Source organism: Paenibacillus sp. OSY-SE (genome assembly GCF_000283315.1).
In the GTDB taxonomy this organism is placed as follows: domain Bacteria; phylum Bacillota; class Bacilli; order Paenibacillales; family Paenibacillaceae; genus Paenibacillus_B; species Paenibacillus_B profundus.
Genome location: NZ_ALKF01000204.1, coordinates 181,179 through 199,557, shown reverse-complemented (window position 1 = coordinate 199,557; position 18,379 = coordinate 181,179). Strand labels below are relative to the sequence as shown.

15 protein-coding genes and 1 pseudogene are annotated in these 18,379 nt (G+C 39.2%); 2 read left to right on the top strand and 14 right to left on the bottom strand.

Annotation, left to right across the window (positions count from 1 at the left end; all coding sequences use genetic code 11):
- Positions 1–34: 34 nt before the first annotated feature.
- From A372_RS0130785 to A372_RS0130775, 3 genes are read right to left on the bottom strand one after another with little or no spacing between them, the layout of a single operon-like run.
- Positions 35–376: an EamA family transporter gene (locus A372_RS0130785; protein ID WP_019424796.1), complete on the bottom strand. Its 342-nt coding sequence runs from the start codon at positions 374–376 to the stop codon at positions 35–37.
- Positions 373–750 carry a DUF2304 domain-containing protein gene (locus tag A372_RS0130780; protein WP_019424795.1) on the bottom strand — a complete coding sequence of 126 codons (378 nt, stop codon included), beginning with the start codon at positions 748–750 and terminating at the stop codon, positions 373–375. The genes A372_RS0130785 and A372_RS0130780 overlap by 4 nt, the downstream gene beginning before the upstream one ends.
- Positions 751–758: 8 nt before the next feature.
- Positions 759–1,460: a glycosyltransferase family 2 protein gene (locus A372_RS0130775; protein WP_019424794.1), complete on the bottom strand. Its 702-nt coding sequence runs from the start codon at positions 1,458–1,460 to the stop codon at positions 759–761.
- Positions 1,461–1,706: 246 nt separating this feature from the next.
- On the opposite strand from A372_RS0130775, the pseudogene A372_RS39725 reads away from it, so the two are divergent.
- Positions 1,707–1,830 (top strand): annotated as a pseudogene (locus tag A372_RS39725) (IS3 family transposase); the annotation flags it as partial.
- 726 nt (positions 1,831–2,556) lie between these two features.
- On the opposite strand, the gene A372_RS0130770 reads toward A372_RS39725, so the two are convergent.
- The 8 genes from A372_RS0130770 to A372_RS0130735 form a co-directional block, all read right to left on the bottom strand.
- Positions 2,557–3,153, bottom strand: coding sequence for a hypothetical protein (locus A372_RS0130770; protein WP_019424793.1), 597 nt, complete (start codon positions 3,151–3,153; stop codon positions 2,557–2,559).
- A 57-nt stretch (positions 3,154–3,210) separates the two neighbouring features.
- The gene (locus A372_RS0130765; protein ID WP_019424792.1) at positions 3,211–4,389 is read right to left on the bottom strand and encodes an ArnT family glycosyltransferase; all 1,179 of its coding nucleotides are present in this window, start codon (positions 4,387–4,389) and stop codon (positions 3,211–3,213) included.
- A 248-nt stretch (positions 4,390–4,637) separates the two neighbouring features.
- The gene (locus A372_RS0130760; protein WP_019424791.1) at positions 4,638–5,741 is read right to left on the bottom strand and encodes a hypothetical protein; all 1,104 of its coding nucleotides are present in this window, start codon (positions 5,739–5,741) and stop codon (positions 4,638–4,640) included.
- A gap of 14 nt (positions 5,742–5,755) precedes the next feature.
- Positions 5,756–6,595, bottom strand: a complete 840-nt coding sequence (locus A372_RS0130755) for a glycosyltransferase (RefSeq protein ID WP_019424790.1) — start codon at positions 6,593–6,595, stop codon at positions 5,756–5,758.
- On the bottom strand, positions 6,588–8,975 hold the full coding sequence (locus A372_RS35705; RefSeq protein WP_019424789.1) for a class I SAM-dependent methyltransferase: 2,388 nt from the start codon (positions 8,973–8,975) through the stop codon (positions 6,588–6,590). Before A372_RS35705 ends, A372_RS0130755 begins: the two co-directional genes overlap by 8 nt.
- A 32-nt stretch (positions 8,976–9,007) precedes the next feature.
- On the bottom strand, positions 9,008–9,574 hold the full coding sequence (locus tag A372_RS0130745) for a hypothetical protein (RefSeq protein ID WP_157259861.1): 567 nt from the start codon (positions 9,572–9,574) through the stop codon (positions 9,008–9,010).
- Between the two features lie 348 nt (positions 9,575–9,922).
- Positions 9,923–10,651, bottom strand: a complete 729-nt coding sequence (locus A372_RS0130740) for an ABC transporter ATP-binding protein (protein ID WP_019424787.1) — start codon at positions 10,649–10,651, stop codon at positions 9,923–9,925.
- A 14-nt stretch (positions 10,652–10,665) separates the two neighbouring features.
- Positions 10,666–11,445, bottom strand: a complete 780-nt coding sequence (locus tag A372_RS0130735) for an ABC transporter permease (protein ID WP_019424786.1) — start codon at positions 11,443–11,445, stop codon at positions 10,666–10,668.
- A gap of 1,173 nt (positions 11,446–12,618) precedes the next feature.
- On the opposite strand from A372_RS0130735, the gene A372_RS0130730 reads away from it, so the two are divergent.
- A complete protein-coding gene (locus A372_RS0130730) occupies positions 12,619–14,379 on the top strand; it encodes an O-antigen ligase family protein (RefSeq protein ID WP_237728694.1) in 1,761 nt (586 codons plus the stop codon).
- Positions 14,380–14,552: 173 nt separating this feature from the next.
- On the opposite strand, the gene galU is transcribed toward A372_RS0130730, so the two are convergent.
- The 3 genes from galU to A372_RS0130715 all read right to left on the bottom strand — a co-directional run bounded on the left by galU (position 14,553) and on the right by A372_RS0130715 (position 18,306).
- Entirely contained in the window at positions 14,553–15,434 is an 882-nt protein-coding gene (galU, locus tag A372_RS0130725) for a UTP--glucose-1-phosphate uridylyltransferase GalU (protein ID WP_019424784.1), read from the bottom strand.
- A gap of 292 nt (positions 15,435–15,726) precedes the next feature.
- Positions 15,727–17,289, bottom strand: a complete 1,563-nt coding sequence (locus tag A372_RS0130720; protein ID WP_019424783.1) for an ABC transporter substrate-binding protein — start codon at positions 17,287–17,289, stop codon at positions 15,727–15,729.
- Positions 17,290–17,424: 135 nt separating this feature from the next.
- On the bottom strand, positions 17,425–18,306 hold the full coding sequence (locus A372_RS0130715; protein WP_019424782.1) for a carbohydrate ABC transporter permease: 882 nt from the start codon (positions 18,304–18,306) through the stop codon (positions 17,425–17,427).
- Positions 18,307–18,379: the final 73 nt, after the last annotated feature.

Below are 18,379 nucleotides of genomic sequence, written 5' to 3'. Positions count from 1 at the left end.
TCCTATAAATAAGACGATCTACTTTCAGACAAGTTTATTTTGATATCAATATTACTCCAAAGATAATGATACCTGCACCTATCCATTTAGTTATGGATACGGGTTCGTTAAATACAATTAAAGCAACTATCATTCCGAATACATATGCTAAACTCGAGATAGGATATGCTGTGCTCAATGACATTCTAGAAAGAACAACAAACCATACCAAAGTTGCTAACGCATATAATACCAATCCTACTAAGATATGCGGAATAAACAATGCTTTCCAAGAAGTGACTAAAGTGACTCCACCCATTCTATCTAAACCCATCTTAAATAAAACTTGGCCAGCTACGAGCATAGTAATATTCATAAACAGAAGAAGTGCATTCATTTATTTTTCTCCTTTACCCGCAACTCTTCCGTCAAGCGGCTTACTTCTAATTTTAATAGCCCTAACTCTTGTGAAAGTTCTTTTATTTTTGTCGCAGACCTGGATGCAGTTATTGTCATCGAAAATAAGATTGCAAAGGAACTAAATGAAACTAATAAAAACAAAGCATTTACCGGAAGTTCAATTCCCATTGCCTTTGCAAGAAGTCTAATTAAGCCAGGGAAAATAGCTAAATTAAGTATAATAAACATCAAAATCAACCACAACATCGTATACTTTAATTCTAATCGATATTTTTTGATTAAATTAAATAAAATCAGGGCACAAATCACGGAAGCAATTATCAGTATTACTTGTAATTTTAGTGATATCATATCTACCTCTAAACTATTTGTTTTCTAAATCTATCAATTAAAATGGCTAAAGAAACCTTTATCATGTAATAAATTGACTTTAGAGCCGTAATTGAAGACCTTCCTTCGATTCTCTCTTGCATAACTACTGGTATTTCCTTGATTCGATAGCGATTTCGCAACAGATACATAATAGATTCGGGCTCTGGATAATCTACAGGGTACCTTTTTGCAAATATACCTATTATTTTTTTGTTACATGCTCTAAATCCAGAAGTGGGATCTGTTATTTTTTCTTTAGATAGAAGCTTTAGTAAATATGTAAAATAAGCAATACCTACTCTCCTCATTAAAGTTGATTGAAACCCCTCTCTATTAATAAAACGAGAACCAATAACCATATCTGCTTTATCCTCAATAATATATTGAACTAGGTTTATTATATACTCAGGTTTATGCTGACCATCTCCGTCTACTTGAATCGCAATGTCATAATCGTGTTGATGCGCATATTTATACCCTGTCTGCACAGCTCCACCAATTCCTAAATTACAAGGTAAGTTTATAGTATATACACCTATTTTGTAACAGACTGATTTAGTTTCATCTAATGAACAATCATTAATGACCAATATATCCACTGTTTTACCATAAATGGAGTATATTCTATTTATTAAATTTTCAATGTTATTTTCCTCATTGTATGCGGGTATTATCAATAAAATCTTCATGCAAAAAGAATCCCTCCATTTATCTATTCTGATTTTAGGCTTAACATTTGACACGGAGAACCGATAGGCGTTACGTGACCTCCAAAAGCGAATTCGTGATCTGGAAGAGGAGGATAAAAAATATAAATAAGGCGATGCACTAATTCGTAAAAAAAGACCGGCCTGATCTACTCCTTCATTCACGAGTATCGCTTCAAACTCCTGCGCAGTGTTTCAAGTTTCCCGAAGCGGCTATTACGAATGGAAGGCATTCAGGTATCCCAGAAAACAGTAGCACGTGTAGTGAGGCGACTTGGGTTAAAGTCCCGTACCGTCAAGAAATACAAAGCAGCTACGAATTCGAAACACAACTTACCCGTTATACGAAACGTGCTGAAACGTTCACTAGCGTGCCGAAAAAGGCCTATATGACGAATATTACCTATCTAGCTCTGTATTTGAAATTATTGTAATTCTTTCGTCTATGTGGTTAACTACGATTTTGCGTATACAAAATCATCTCGTATTTCCTAAGTCACTCCTGGTAATCAGCCGATGCTTACTAGCTCCGCGATCAGAGTGTTGTATCCTTGGAAGTGGTCGCTGGCAGTTGGAAGCTCTGGTAGCAGGAGCCGTAAGGTGAACTGCTATGATAACATCTGCATTGAATTCTTTCATAGAGTGCGAAAAATGAACTGATCAATCTAGAAACATTCAAAACGAAAAAGCAAGGTAAAGAGTCCTTCTCACCTAATTAATACGAACATATGTACATAGATGAAGTATAATTCTCTCGGTTATAGTATCCAATCTATTTACATAGCCCCTATCCAATTATCTACCCGGCATTGAAAATTGCCTCAATATGGGGCCAGCTTGCATGTAAACACGGTTTAAAATTTTAAACAAAATCTGACATATTATTCACAAGTAAAAGTGATAAAAAACATTCTTGCGGTTACTGATTTTAGCAAACCAGCATAGTTTATAGTAACAGATATATGAGAGAAATGCTCCCAAATAAGCTAAAACATATGAATCCGTTTAATATAGACCTGATTACATAGAATAAAACCGATTGTAGACACAGCGCACAACCGGTTTTATTCCTCTACCTCTATTGTTCAACACGGTATTTCTTCACTTCTATGGAATCTACTTTAAATTCTCCACCACTATAAACAGCCGGTACAAGCATTAATGATTGTACATCATCATCTATATAAATTTTATGATTTTTTTGTTGTGCATTAATAGGAAATTTATAGACGCTGTTTTCTGTAATTTCAGGTGTGTTTTTTCCAGTCCAATAAATTGTCATATAGTCAAACAGGTAGCCACCCTGAATGTTAAGATTTATTTCAGAAGCAATTTTATCATTATCTGACCCCTCCTTGCTTTCTACTTCGAGCCTAATAATTGCTGGGGCATTTACGTCATTCTTATAGATATTCTTCCCGTTTCTAATTACTGGGTTTGCATTTTCTATTGATAGGCTATCTGTACTATATTTGCTGGCCGATATGATGTCTTTTGGTTGTAATGACTGAGGAGACGTCCCCATATATCTACTCAAACGGTACTCTGACATTTCTTCGTTTATTCCATAAGCAAAGATATAAACACTGTACAGTAAAACAACAGAAAAAAGAATGGAAAAGACCAAATAGCACTTACGCATCCATGAATCGATCATACGCTGCCAGTCATACAAATAAATATCCCCTACTGTTGAACCAACATTGGTTGACTTCAGCTTTGTCCCTATTTTTTAAAAAAAAATCCCTGCCAATATGAAAATAAAAGGAACTGATGGAGATACATAGCGTGGCAATCCATGAAATGGCATATTTATTATAGTAAATGCTATAGGAATGCATGAAATAAATATAATTTCTCTCTTGCAACTTTTAACTATAATCGGAATTAATGCTATGCATGGAACTACTAACACTTGCTGAAGTATGATGAATGGCCTTAAAAGAAAGTGTGGATGAACAAGGTTTTCATCCCAAAGATCTCCCCACATGTATTGAAAAAAACCAAAAATTCTCCACTTGTAATACACCCATGGATTCGGAGTAATATTATTGTCTAAAATGGTACTTAAAGGCAGATTAGACACAGAACCCATATCAATAAAGTACGGAACAGCCCCCCAAACTGAAGCATTATTACCGGATTCCGAAAAAAATATGAATTTATCAAATGTAATCCAATTTCGAATCCACCAAGGTAGCATGAATAAAAGAAAAATTCCGAAAAAAACAGCTATATTTCTTAAAATATATTTTTTATCATTACGTTCATAAATAATAAAGAAGAAAAGCACTACAAGTATGAAAGGAAATGCCAACGGACGAACATGCGTTGCACAACTAAATAAAATTGCGGAAATACCGATCAAACAGATGTTGTTATTCTGCGTGCCTTTAAAAAAAACATAAACAAATGCAATTAATAATGTGGTAAATAACTGTTCTGTAAGCATTCGTTCAATATTATATAAAAATCCGGGGTACACTGTTGCAAGTAGTAATGTGACGACAACATACGGCGTCTTAATCTTTAGCAATTTGAGTATCTTATAAATAAGGAAAAGACAAATCATGCTAAGAATTAACTGGGAAAACAGAACCGCCTGAGTGGAATGATTAAACAATTTATAAATTATGGCCACATAGATTGGATATCCAGATGGTATGATTGTAGTAGGTTTTAGCTCTTCTATACCATGAAACATATCACCATTGCGATCATATGTTAACGTTCCGTATTTCAACAAATTTTCCGCCGCATAATGATAAACTAATTCATCACTCCCAGGTCTTAATTCTCTCGTTATGTCGACAGCATAAATACGTAGCATTAAAGCTAATAAAAAGATAAATATAATGGAAAATCGTAGTATCATCGGTTTTTTATATCTAAGACGTAGATCCTGCAGCATAAAATATTATCCTCCGATAACAGTCCAACATTGTTTTACAATAAAGTCTGGCTCTCATATATATGAACACAGAAAAATCTAATTTAAACTCTAATTCAATGAGACTATTCATATATCCTCTGTTTCATCTTGACTTCGCTATACTTGCTTGTCATTCGTAATCATGGATTATCGACACATATAATAGTCATTCAGAGTTGGAATCCCTGTCCGCAATTATCAAAATTTTAGTAGTTATACAATTCTAGCTATTTCCTATTGAACAATTTATTAAAGACTTTTTTCAAGAAAACCCTTACACCTTGAGTACGGATAATATAGACCGCTTTAGTGACTGTTTTTTTTGATTTATTAATAGCGCTACCAACATTTAATCTACCAGCAAAGTAAGTGTTGCTTAACTCGAAGGGATCTTCCACGCTAAACATCACATCGTAGTCTTTACGATATGCGATTCTAATTGGATTATCAATTTTTTCACCTGAAGTATAGCAGCTATATGACCATTTAGTCTTTGAAATACCATCCGAATTATTGGAATCATGGATTTCAGAATATTTAGAATAAAGCTTTTTAAACGGATGCTCCCCTTCAGGAAGCCATTCACTCATACACTTTTGTGCCGAATCCCCGTAACCTGAAAAATGAATAAATCGTAATGGATCTCCTTTGATATAAAAAGCTCCGTTTTCTTCAGTCATTTCACAGTTAAGCAGGGACCAAGGGGCAAAATCATAACCTCTGTGCTTAAAGATTTCTACGTCGAAAAAGCACGGAGCTAGATCAATCCATTTTTGATCAGTGAAAATTCCATTAGCAATATCATCATAGCAGAATAGATAGAGGCGCTCCGCCCACCAGTTAATAAACTTTTCTGCCTCGTCACTTCGATTAACGCCTAAGAAACCTAAATTATATACACCGTGAGCTGTACTAGAAAGTTCCATGTCAATATTTCCAGGATCAAGCAAATGAGGACACAATACAATCGGACGCTTATTCAAAAGGGTTCTTAATTCAATAAAATCAGAATAGACGTAAACATCAGGATCAAGATATACAAACTGTTGCTCATCCGGAAATGCTTTATACAAATATCTAAAAAATTGTCCTTTCACCGCAGTTGAAGCTTCAACAATTGCATGTTTAAATATAAACCGATTAAAATTACCTTCCCAGGCATCCTTAGCCAAAACGATCTGATCAAAATACGGATATTCATATTGCGGAAAAAGTTCACGCTCTGCTAAACAAACTATAAATGTAGCATCTGGTATGTTTTCTTTTACTGATTTAGCCAGTGTACGAGCTTTATGTAAATAATTCGCACAGATGGATGTGAATATTATCATTTTTTACCTCTTTTTCACTTCATAATATATTTTTTAATAATTGATTTAAGAATAGGTATACGCTTAATTTTTTCTAAAACTGAAATTCCTTCTTGCAATGCTTTATTTAAAAATATTTGTTCAATTAGGGCTTCCCTTAGCCCAATGGCATATTGATCCTTGTGCTTCTCAAAAAGCACTGGATGATTCTTATAGATATGACGATAAGTTTCTTGAACAACATGGATATTGGTCATAAACTCGGTTGTTCGCGAGGTAGGTTTAATCCGATAATGGAATAATACTTCTGGAATCTGATAAATTTCCCGCCCAATTTCCAAGATTGAAAGCCAGAAATCATAGTCTTCCATACCATGATGCATCTTTGTGTTAAATCCTCCGACCTTTTCCCAATCCTCTTTGCAAAACAATGCTGTCACAAAAACGATATTATCCAGAAGCATTTTTTCCAAAGAGTAGTTAGGAAGATCCCACCTGCCACTCCGTTCACCGAATAACTCTGCGTAGCAGTACACAACTCCCACTCGTTCGTTTTCTTCCATAATCTCAACTGCTTTTTTGACATATTCTGGTTCAATAATATCATCTGAATCCAGGGGCAAGATATACTTTCCTGTTGCTTGGGATATCCCCTCATTTCTTGCTCCAGCAGGTCGGAGGCGCTTGGTCCTTAAGATTTTAGTATTTGAATTAGAAATTTGATTTAAAATATCTAACGTATTCTGATCATCAGACCCATCGTCAATTATAATTAACTCTATATCCTTGTAGGTTTGAGCATAAACGGATGCTAGAGCTTCCCCAATATATGCACCATCGTTGTAGCAAGGCATAATTACACTAACTTTACTCACTGGAGCCCCCCCTAGTAATACCACCAAAAAGTAAAATTTTCATCATTGTCTTTACTCTATGTTCTTTCATTTCCGTCATAATGTGATCTAAGTTGTTTTTTGTTTGATTAAAATCTTTTTTAATAACCTGCATCTCTTCCTGTGCAACCATCAACTTGCTCTGAATTGACTCCAGTTCTGTTTCCTTTTCTTCTAGCTGAGCTTTTTTAATACTATTTAGTTTTTGGATATCATTTATTTCGGTTAACAATTGCTGTTTTTTTAATACCTGCTCCTCTAATTTAGTTTGAAGTTGAATATTTATTAATTCTTGTTCTGCTACTTTTTTGTTACTGAGATATAACTCTTCTTCCCGCTTATGATATCCCACTGTCCAGTCCAAAATCCTGCAAGAGAAGTAGATTTTTAGGTAGGTTGCATTCGAAAAATCACCACTTAACTGAAACTGTGGATCAAAAGTAAAAAATTCATAACCTATATCCTCTGTATACCTTTCAGCATTAATCGAATCAAGATCCGTAAATATCCCATCAGTTTCAACTTTCTGTATTTGAATGCAACAAGCACGTCCTTCAAGCGGATCCCATCTCAACGTTTTTGCTTCCCTTAATTTTTCCTGTGAAAATGCCACTACAAAGCCGGTCGAAGTATATACTGCACGACTAGTTTCGTAATTAACATCTGAAAATCCATTTCCCAAATCAAAAAACAAGCTACTTTGTAACACATTCTCCTTCATTTGTTGTGTTACTGCTTGTTCAATATCAATAGGAACTATATCTTTAGTAAGATGGTGTACCTCTTTCATTCCTACATATTCACTTATGAAGTGAGACTCCCAACCAAGAAAGCATTCCTCTGTTTGCTCGTTGATACCGATTAAATCATACAACGTAGGTTTCGTCAAAAAACCACTAAGGGTGTGTTCTTCTGCAAATTGTTTAAGCATACGCCATATAAGGAACTCCATAGGTACTTTACATGCGACATGCCATTCATAGTCTATAACTTGATAACCGTCGTTTTGAACAAAAATATTCCCTGAGATCATATCGACGTTGGCATTATCTTTCCAACGAAGTTCCTGATGGCATTTTCCTTGACCAAATATATCTTCAAAAGATGCCGAAATAGGCTGTTTTTGTAATGGTATATCTTCAAATAGAACCTCTCGAAAATCATTGATTTGAGCAAAGAATTTGTCGGTATCATTATGTTTGCATGCTTTGAGCAAAATCCCCTCTAAACTATCTGCTGTTATGAAAGGAAAGGATAAACTATCACCTTTTTGTTGACATCCTATGTTCTTCAAGCCAGAATTACCATATTCAAAATTACTGTAGTGCTCCATTCTATACAAATGTTCTTTCCCAACTGGCCATAGAGCTTTCTTATAAACAACTCTCTTATCAGTATCAAAATAAGTGCAAATCTGAAATTTTTGATTTCTATTTGCACTTATTTTAACGTATGAAATATTTGCTGGCTCTTCTTCGGGACTAGCAGCTATTTCTACCAAAAATGAATTACTGAATTTATCAATAACACCCAATTTCATGAGTGATTCATAGACCTTTTTCTCTTCAAAAAGCTTTACTCTCGACATATCCATAGGATTATCAGGAACAGTCGGTGTTCTATCACAAATTGTTGCATCTGTATAAATTTCAACTGGGAACTTATAATCAGGAAAAGGATGATAATACTTCAATGGATAAAGCTGTGCATTGCTAACTTGCTCATCTAATTCCGCCCTGGAAAAAGTCCTCACTTGTTCTCCATCAGCATACCCGTTTATACCGGAAAAAAACTTTCCTGTATGATCTTCCCTTGAACCTGAAAAATATTTCAGTCCTAGCCTATTTTCAATAGATAGCAAAATTCTTCCTTCGGCATTCATATGTTTTGCAGATAGTTTTAAGAAGTCTACGTATGGCTGTTCACTCTTAACCATATAAGCTGCGTACTCTAGTACACCGTTAATAATTATATAATCAAACTTCCACTCAAGAGGAATCTTCTGGACGTCACAAACGACAATTTCAAGATTTTCAAAATGCTTATGACGCTGATAATTTACTTCTGCACGTCTCTTAGTCAGTTCTACCGCAACAACTTTTGCCCCTAACTCACATAAAAGTCCTGTTAACGCACCACAACCGGCGCCAATTTCCAATATGCTGCATTTATCTCTGAATGGAAACCAGTTTAATATATTGTGTCGGAGATGGGACATATGGTAAACAACAGGCCATCTTCCATCACGATACCAATCACAATCCGCATTTATTGCATACTGCAACAACTCGGATTCAATATTTCCATCAGAGTAAATATCGTCAGTACTTGGCTCATAATAGTCCAGGTTAAGTTTTGCCACACCATCCCACTCCAATCACTGTTTGTTTCCACTTATTTCCTTTCACGTTGCCTCATTGAGGATTCGTTTGGTTTACCCATATCATAATGTACCTGAACATCGCATATCTTGTCATCGACAACCATAAATGACCTAATAGCTGAATAGGAGTCAATTTCCGTCAAAAACACTCTATCATCCAAAAATGAAAAATAATAAGGAGTCCCCTCCAAATTCAGTAACTCATAAATATCTTCATAACAGGTTTCTAGTTCTTTTAAATCTCGAACTCTGACTAATCTTGGAGCAATATCACCGGTTCCAGTTTGATATACACTAAGATAAAAATAAGAACCGATTTTAGCTATATCATTCATTCCTTGAAATTCAAACGGAACTTTATACTCACACAACAAATTAAAAGATAAGTCAGCTACTTCAGCTACAATAATCTTTCCCGGACCAGATACAAAATATATTTTTCCATCGATGATGCTAAATGACCTAATATACGCACTCCCCAAATACTCTAGTTTCACAATTTTTTCTACAATAACTTCAGTTTCAATATTTCTTAGTACAAATACCTGTTGCGACGATGCCGATATCCCGTAGAACAATTTGCTTTTCTCGTCAAAAAACAACTTATGTGGCTGATCTCCGATGTCTCTGATTGTTTGTGTTTCAATAAAAGAGTCCCCATTTTTCCTATAAACTCTAACGATATTATTATCTGTGTCATCTACTAATAAGACTTCTCCATCACTGGTAATCGAATGAAGGTTGATAAATTCCCCATCCAGTACTCTCCACTTTTGAATAGGATCAATTAAATTATGATGATATATGACGCGGTGATGCCAACAATCAACAATAAAGTATAGATGATTATATTTTGTAATAAATGTAGGCGTATATAACCTATCTTTATAACTTAATCCCTCTGTAGGTTCTAATATACTTTGTGATTAATCTTTCATACTACTCATATATGCATTACATACCTCATCTGTGTTCCCAACCATTTTTAAAACACCGCGTTCAAGCCAAATAACTTTGGAACACATCTCACGAATTTGTTCGATACTATGTGATACCAAGATTACTGTAGCCCCTCCATTGATTAGTTCGTGCATCCTTCGGGAACTTTTTTTTTGAAAATGAGCATCACCGACCGATAGAATTTCATCCACAATCAAAATATCCGGATTGACTAGCGTGGCAATAGAAAAAGCCAAACGCATCGTCATTCCTGACGAAAAATTACGGATTGGAACGTCCATGAATTCTTCCAATTCAGAAAACTCAACAATTTCATCATATTTACCGTTTAAATATTCTTTTGAGTACCCTAGCACTGCTCCATTTAGAAAAACATTTTCTTTTGCTGTTAGATCAGAATCAAAGCCTGCCCCAAGCTCCAGCATAGGTGCAATGCTTCCATTTACCCTTACGCTCCCCTGAGTAGGCGATAAGATTCCTGAAATAATCTTAAGTAAAGTACTCTTGCCAGCTCCGTTGCCACCAACAATACCGACTACCTCGCCTTGTTTTATGGAGAAAGTCACATCTTTTAAAGCAACAAATTCTTTATATTCTAGCTTTCCTGTTATCTTCTTCACCATAAATTCCTTAAGGCTCATTATGCGGTCGTTAGCCATGCGAAATTTCATGGATACGTTATTTAATTCAATCAAGCGAATCCTTCTCCTTATAAATTAAGAATAAATTTATTCTGAGTTCGTTTGAACACGTATATCCCCAACAAAAGCGATAGAATTGCAAAAATAGCACAATATAGCCATGCTTTAAAGTCAGGAATTCCATTGTATAAAATAATAAATCTCATAAATCTAATAAAATGGTACATCGGATTAAATCCCAACAATGACAACATATGCGGTGGAAGAATAGTTTCCGGATAAAAAATAGGTGTTAAATAAGTCCAAATCGTTAATGCAACACCGTATAGAAATTGTGTATCTCGAAAGAAGACCATCAATGACGCCAATAACAGTGATAACCCTAATATAAATACAAACATACAACCTATGACATACAAAATGGATATATGCGCAAAAGTGACTCTCATTCCTGAGAAAATTATAACAAGGTATAATGCCACGAGAGAAAACAAGAAATTTACACCCGTAGACAAAACACGAGAAAACGGGTAAATATACTTAGGAATATAAACTTTGTTTATTAAAGAAGCATTTTGTAAAATACATGTCATTGATTGAGTAGTGGCTTCTGTTAAATAATTGAACATAACGATACCACTGAGCAAATAAACAGCATAGTTAGGAATGTCAAAACGAAACAAACTGGAAAACACCATGTACTGTACGATTGATATAAACAAGGGATTTAAAAGACTCCAAATAATGCCTAAAAATGATCTTCTATATTTCGTCTTAAAATCTCTTTTTACCAATTGGGAAAGTAAAAAACCATATTTGCGATAAACATTAATTGCTTTAGTAATCATGCTCTAACCCCGCGATTCCTAAATTAAAGTCATATAATATGCGCATCGTGGCACATGCCTGTTACAAGCCACTTGTCTCACAGTTTTTCCACCGAATCATGTTACCTGCCAATTCTCAGATCCCATATGGAAAAGTCTTTTATATTATAGCTTAACTATCCTTATTGCCCTCTTAGTATACAGCGTATTTAGAATTTATCAAAACTCTCAATTTCCCTCCCCTTTCCTTTTATGATAAAATAAACTCGAATTTCATCAGTCGCAAAAGGTTTCCAATTCCATCAACATAATATCATTGGAGAAATTATTTAAATCTTAATTAGTATGTGATATTGGACCTCAAGCTTGGCAAATGAAACAATGATAATTTAGGCGAAGTCAATATATACATATATTTGGATTTATTTATGAATATAGATAGTAAAACAGAAATTTACTGCAAAGGAGAATAAAACTTTGTCTACATATGGCTATGGGGCTTCTAAGCCTAAGCAAAGAAACGACAAAAACGACAAAAACGACAAATTCCCTCTTCTTCATTGGGGAATGTTAATTACTCTTATTTTGTTCTTGATCTGGTCCCCATTTCAGTTTGCTTTGTTTAACGGTCAAATGACATACTTTGAAAAACCGATATACGGGTCAGTCCTTATCGCTTCTATTCTATCATTCTTGGCGGCAGGGTTCCTGCTTCAGTTCAAAAAAAGAAATTATCAATCCGACATATTTACATCTATTGTATTTTTACTGCCTTTAACCTACGGAGTTTCGTCATTTTTTGCAGCTTCCAATTATTTGGCGGTAAATGCTGTTCTAATCATGTTTACGTATGCTGTTTTCTTCTCTCTTGCCTATTTTATGTCTGGGGAAGAAAGATTGAATCGTATTATCCAGTTCACATTAACGGGCTCCGCCTATGCCATTGTTTGGTTCGGACTGTTGAATTGGCTTGGAAACGGTAAATTTGCAGCTGTATTCATTGGATGGTTTTCGAGGCTTAATGCGGACGGGTTGTATGAGCAAGCCATATGGATAGATGCCAACGGCCCGCGCCTTGCCTCCGTGTTTCAGTATCCGAACACTTACGCGGCCTATCTCATGGCATTTTTGTTTGTAGCCGTGTTCTATTTAACGACAACTCGCAAGGCGGTAAGTCATGCGGTTCATGGCTTCATGCTGGTACCGATTATTTTATCCATCTTTCTGACGCTCTCCCGCGGCGGCTTGGTTCTGCTCCCGGTCGTATTTATCGTTGTGTTGTTATTTGTTAAGCCTGCTCGGCAGCTGCTATGGATTTTGCATTTGGCCATAAGCGGTGCGGCAACGTTTGTAGTATTGAATCCCGTTTCGGAAATCGGCATTCAAGCTCAACTGAACCCAACGGAGGCTTCCTCCTTGAAGGGCTGGATGTATGTCCTTGGGGCATCCGTCGTGTCTGCTGCACTAAGCTGGGTCATTCAGAGGTTTGTTGCTCCTTGGCTGGAGAAAAAGCTTGAGAACTTCTCGGCCAAGAAATGGGCGAACGCCCTCATCCCTGTCGGCGGCACTGTTGCAGTAGCATTGCTTTTATTCATTTTCATCGGGACTAGCGCGAAAAATATGTTGCCAGAAAGCATTTCTTCCCGTTTAGGGTCCATTAATTTTCAACAGCACAGTGTTTTGGAACGTATAACTTTTTACAAAGACTCGTTGAAGCTGGTGGCAGACTATCCACTGCTTGGCGCCGGTGGCGGCGCATGGAGCGCGCTCTATGAGAAGTATCAAAACAACCCTTACGAATCAGCGCAGGCACACAGTTATTATATGCAATATCTGGTCGAAGCCGGAATTATTGGTTTTGTCGTTTTAATCGCATTTTTAGCATTCGTATATTGGAAATACATTCGATCTTTCATTACGGCAAATGAAGAAAAACGCAACAGTTACTTTATGTACTTCATTCTAACTACTAGTATCTTGATACATAGCGTTATGGATTTTAATATGAGCTATGTATACATTGGCATCCTCGTCTTCATGAGTCTTGGAGGTATGACAGCCTCGGTAGAATCGAAACCGTTTGAGAAACTCAAACCTAAATCGTTCCGGATAGCCATGACAAGTATCCTTGGCGTCGTTGGGCTTGGGATGTTTATTACGTCGCTACTATTCCTGCAAGCTTCCAGTTCCTTTACAAAAGCACAAGAAACTGTGGCTCTAACGAAGGATTTTAATCAAACAATGGTTCACTTGGACAAAGCAATGAACATTCGACCAACAGTTCCGGAATACGCGGATTTTAAAGCTTATTTGTTCCAACAGATGTATCAACTACAACAAGACGAAAAGTTTTTCACCATTGCAGAACAGACCTTAAAAGAAGCCCTAAAAAAGGAACCTTATAACAAACAGTCTCTACTCAAACGTCTTATTAACGGTTACGAAATGAAAGGTATGGAGACAGAGTTATATCAGGTTTACTCTGAACATGCATCTAGTTTCCCATGGGATATGGTATGGTACGATAAATATATGGAAGCTGCCCTGCGTCAAGGTGTAATTGCAAACAATGAGGCACCTGATAAGAAAAATGAATATATGGATGAAATCATTTCCGCATTTGAACATGTCAAAGCAGGAGTCGAGCATTTGAAGACGCTCCCTGAGGGGCAATTGCAAGGTAATGAGTTCTATGTCACCTCCCGCATGGCAATGAATGCAGGTCGGGCTTACATCATGAAGGGCGACCCAGGGCAAGCTGCAGAAGCGATGAAACCTTATTTGCAGGAAGACTTAAACGACTCCAATAATAAGGAGCTTGCACGCTGGTACGTTGCGGCAACCATGCAGCAAGGACAAGTCGACCAAGCATGGTATGACAAGCTCGTAGCAGCAGATCCTTCTGAGAAAGAACAAATCGAGCAAGTGGCAGCGATGCGCTTTAATGCAAAATAGCTCTTAAACCGAAAGACCCTAATCTCGATGGAAATTGAGATTAGGGTCTTCTGTATTCACATTCTGCGCCAAAATCACTCGTTGGTCACTTCATTAGTATGACAGGTACGGCTGGCCGATGCTAAGATGATCGTTCACTGTTACAGATGCAGATGTTGCTGTCATATCACAATTTATTCCGTTCCCTCATATTGCTCAATCATCCGTTTCATATAGTCCAGCAGATCACCTTGCAACTCTGGCCGCTGTAATGCATAATGCAGTGTTGTCTCAATAAAGCCAAGCTTCTCCCCTACATCATGACGATGCCCGTCAAAGTGATACGCCAATACGGTTTCTTCCCGCCCTAATTGGGCAATCGCATCGGTAAGCTGGATTTCTCCGTTCACTCCTGCCTCCTGCTGTTCCAACAATCCAAATATGCGCGGTGTCAGCACATACCGCCCCATAATGGCCCAGTTCGACGGGGCCTTCTCTTGTGCTGGCTTTTCAATGAGCTGCTCCGCTTTGAGAATGCGTTCATGAATAAGCGATCCGGCAACCACACCATAGCGGGATACCTGTTCCCACGGCACCGGTTGGACGCCAACGATGGACGATTCGTATTGCTCATACACTTCCAGCATCTGTTTTAAGCACGGCGTATCTGCTTGGACGATGTCGTCGCCCAGCAGTACGGCGAACGGCTCATTGCCAATAAACTTGCGGGCGCACCAAATGGCATGCCCCAGTCCGCGCGGCTCCTTTTGACGAATGTAGTGAATGTCCGCCAACTCTGACGGCTTTCGCACCTCTTCCAGCAGCGAAAGCTTATCCTTCTCGCGCAGCATGTGTTCGAGTTCAAACACGTTGTCGAAATGGTCTTCAATCGCCCGCTTTCCCTTTCCTGTGACGATAATGATATCTTCGATACCCGATGCAACGGCCTCTTCGACTATATATTGGATGGTCGGTTTATCCACTATTGGCAGCATTTCTTTCGGCATCGCCTTCGTCGCTGGGAGGAAGCGTGTGCCGAGTCCCGCCGCAGGAATGATCGCTTTCCTGATTTTCATGTTTACCTCCATATCCATCAGTAATCCGTTCCAAGTACTCCCTGTAAGTATACATGAATCTAAAGGCTATCTGCACATCGATCTTATTGCATCTCTTCCAAATTGTATGTAGCAACAAGCCGGAGTTATTACATTCAAAAAAAAGCAGAACTCCAACGTCCGAAGCCCTGCTTCACCACTCTATCCGTTTACAAGCTACTGATTTCCATACAGCCAAAACATCAAAGTTTCTACATTACTTAAAACCACTTGCTTGTTCGTTCTCTTTCCCTACTATTTATCACTCTCTATGTCACTTCCCCGTTTTCTCCCTCCACTCATCCAACTGGCGCTGAATTTCCCCCAGCACCTTATCAATCCCCGCCTGCTTGCGCTTGTCAATATACTCCTGCAAAAACTGCGCCGGATCAACCGTACCCGTATCCAGGCCAGGGCCATATTGGTCGTTCACGGCTTGAATGTTGGCCATTTCCGTTAAGACGGGCTGCGGATCGAACGTGAAGCCGAGAATCGGCGAAGGGCGGGCGCTCTCGTTCTCCTTGATCGTCTGATCGCGCACCTCCTGCGACTGCCCTTCACGCAAGAACGCTTTAAACGTGTTGCCGAACACCCACGTCTGGTTCGGGTCATACCCGCCGCCTTCAATTAGCTTGACGGTGTTCTCGTTCACTTTCTCGTAATGCTTGCCCTCCACCCCGAACGAGATAAGGTTGATAAGCCGCTCATCCTTGTTCAATAGCTCGAGGAACATGAGCGTCCGTTCTGGATTTTTCGAATTTTTGCTAATCGCCTGCATCGATTGAATAATCGTATTCGTGCCGACATACGGCTCCGTTAGATGGACAAGCGCAATGTCTTTGCCGCCGAACGAAGCCTTCTCTTCGATATCCCGTCCCGGCTTCAAAACATTATGGAAGACAGACGCGATCTTGCCGACCTTCTTCAAATCATTCACGCTCTTCAGGTTGGCCGCATCCTGATTAATAATCCCCTTTTTGAACCAACCATGCATCAATTCGGTATATTCCTTATACTCCGGGGTCTGGATGATGTCGATTGCCTTCAATTCCTTGTCATCCTGATAAATACCGATAATGGCGTGATTATTAATGAACTCCAAGCGATTGAAGGAGTTTTTCATAACCTCGAAGGAACCGCCGCGTGTCAGCGCGAACGGGATAATGCCGGGTTCCCCGTTTTTGACGGCAGTCAGGAACGGCTCCATGTCTTTGACTTGCTTAATAGAGGCCGGATCAAGCTTGTACTTGTCCGCATACTGCTTCTGTACAATGAATCCTTCCCGGTTCGTAATCGTCTGGTAGTTCAATATGCCGTACGTCTTCCCGTCCACCTTCAGCGCTTCCCAGACGACGCCTGGCAGCGTCTTCTTCAATTCGGGCATATGAGTGTCGATTAAGCCGTCCAGCTCCAGAAAAGCCCCTTTGCGCGCGTTCTGCGCATAGTCGAACATCCAGAACGAAGTCCAGGCGATGTCAAAGTTCTCGTTCGACGCGACCATCGTGTTCAGCTTCTGCGCGTAGCTGCTGTTCTCGATTGGCTTTAGCCGAATCGTCGCTTGAATTTCCTTCGTCGTTATGTCGTTGATCGCTTGCTCGACCGTCTTCAAGTCCCGCTGTGTATTCCACTGCGGATAGTACCAGGTCAACTCGACTGACTCCAGCCCGCCACTGCCGGACGCTCCAGTGGATGTCTCGCTGGACGCCCCCTTGGCGTCGCTCTTATCAGAAGAAGCTCCACCTCCGCCGCATGCATTTAACAGCAGCATAAAAAGAAGCAGCGTAACACTCCATATCCTCCATTTGCCGCGTACATGATTCCCGTCTTGCCTCTGCATGTTCATTCCCCCATATCATTAACGTTCTATACTTTTAGAGGTCGTTCAAAAAGTCCCTTTTGATCACGAACTTTTAATTTCATTAACCTTTCATGCCATTAACACTTAACATAAGAAACGAATCCAGCCTTCACCCTATTCCTTCAAGGAGCCGATCGTCAGCCCCGTCACGAAGAAGCGGCGGAACAGCGGGAAAATAAACATCATCGGTCCCGCGCCCACTATTGCCAAAGCCATGCGTGCCGACATGCTCGGAAACTTCGACAGATCGACGAGACCGTCGACGTATTGCGCATTTTTCGCGATAAATTCAATCGAGCTCATCGTGCGGTATAACAGCAGCTGCAGCGGCACCCATTGCTCGTTGTCGATGAACAGCAGCCCGAGCCACCAATCGTTCCAATACGCGAACGAGATGAACAAGCTGACCGTCGCCAATGCTGGCGCCGACAAAGGCAGGATGAGCTGAAAGAACATGCGCCACTCCCCGGCCCCGTCCATTTTTCCGGATTCAATCATCTCGTGCGGCAGCTTATCCATGAACCCTTTCATAATGAGCACATAGAACGGATTCAACAAATAAGGAATAATGAGCGCCCAGACCGTATCCTTTATGTGCAAATATTTCGTCACCAACATATAGAACGGAACCAACCCGCTGCTAAATATCATCGTAAAAAAGACGTAGAACGTCAGCATGCGCCGATACTGGAAGTCTTTGCGCGCCAGCACATAGCCCGTCATCGCCGTCAGCAAAATGCTGGCCAGCGTGCCTGCTATCGTCACCAGAATCGTCACGCCATAGGCGCGGATCAGATCGACCGGATATTGTAATATGACCTCATATCCTTGCATGCTGAACTCCTGCGGAAAGAATGAGTAGCCCGATAAAATAAGCTCCTCCTCTGCCGTGAACGAGGCGGACACTACCAGCCACATCGGCGCGATAATCGCGATGCTAAGCACAAGAAAGATCCCGTGTATTACACCTCTCGACCAACTCCATTTACGTTCCATCCTGCCCCCTCCTTTTTCTGCGCATCGAAATCCGAAATTCGAAATTTAAAAACCACCATTCATGCTGCTTGCA

Coding starts and splice junctions, on each gene's coding strand:
- A372_RS0130785 (WP_019424796.1), bottom strand. CDS start 376: ATGAATGCACTTCTTCTGTTTATGAATATTACTATGCTCGTAGCTGGC.
- galU (WP_019424784.1), bottom strand. CDS start 15,434: ATGAAAATCAGGAAAGCGATCATTCCTGCGGCGGGACTCGGCACACGC.
- A372_RS0130775 (WP_019424794.1), bottom strand. CDS start 1,460: ATGAAGATTTTATTGATAATACCCGCATACAATGAGGAAAATAACATT.
- A372_RS0130715 (WP_019424782.1), bottom strand. CDS start 18,306: ATGGAACGTAAATGGAGTTGGTCGAGAGGTGTAATACACGGGATCTTT.
- A372_RS0130720 (WP_019424783.1), bottom strand. CDS start 17,289: ATGCAGAGGCAAGACGGGAATCATGTACGCGGCAAATGGAGGATATGG.
- A372_RS0130730 (WP_237728694.1), top strand. CDS start 12,619: ATGCTGGTACCGATTATTTTATCCATCTTTCTGACGCTCTCCCGCGGC.
- A372_RS0130780 (WP_019424795.1), bottom strand. CDS start 750: ATGATATCACTAAAATTACAAGTAATACTGATAATTGCTTCCGTGATT.
- A372_RS0130765 (WP_019424792.1), bottom strand. CDS start 4,389: ATGCTGCAGGATCTACGTCTTAGATATAAAAAACCGATGATACTACGA.
- A372_RS0130760 (WP_019424791.1), bottom strand. CDS start 5,741: ATGATAATATTCACATCCATCTGTGCGAATTATTTACATAAAGCTCGT.
- A372_RS0130735 (WP_019424786.1), bottom strand. CDS start 11,445: ATGATTACTAAAGCAATTAATGTTTATCGCAAATATGGTTTTTTACTT.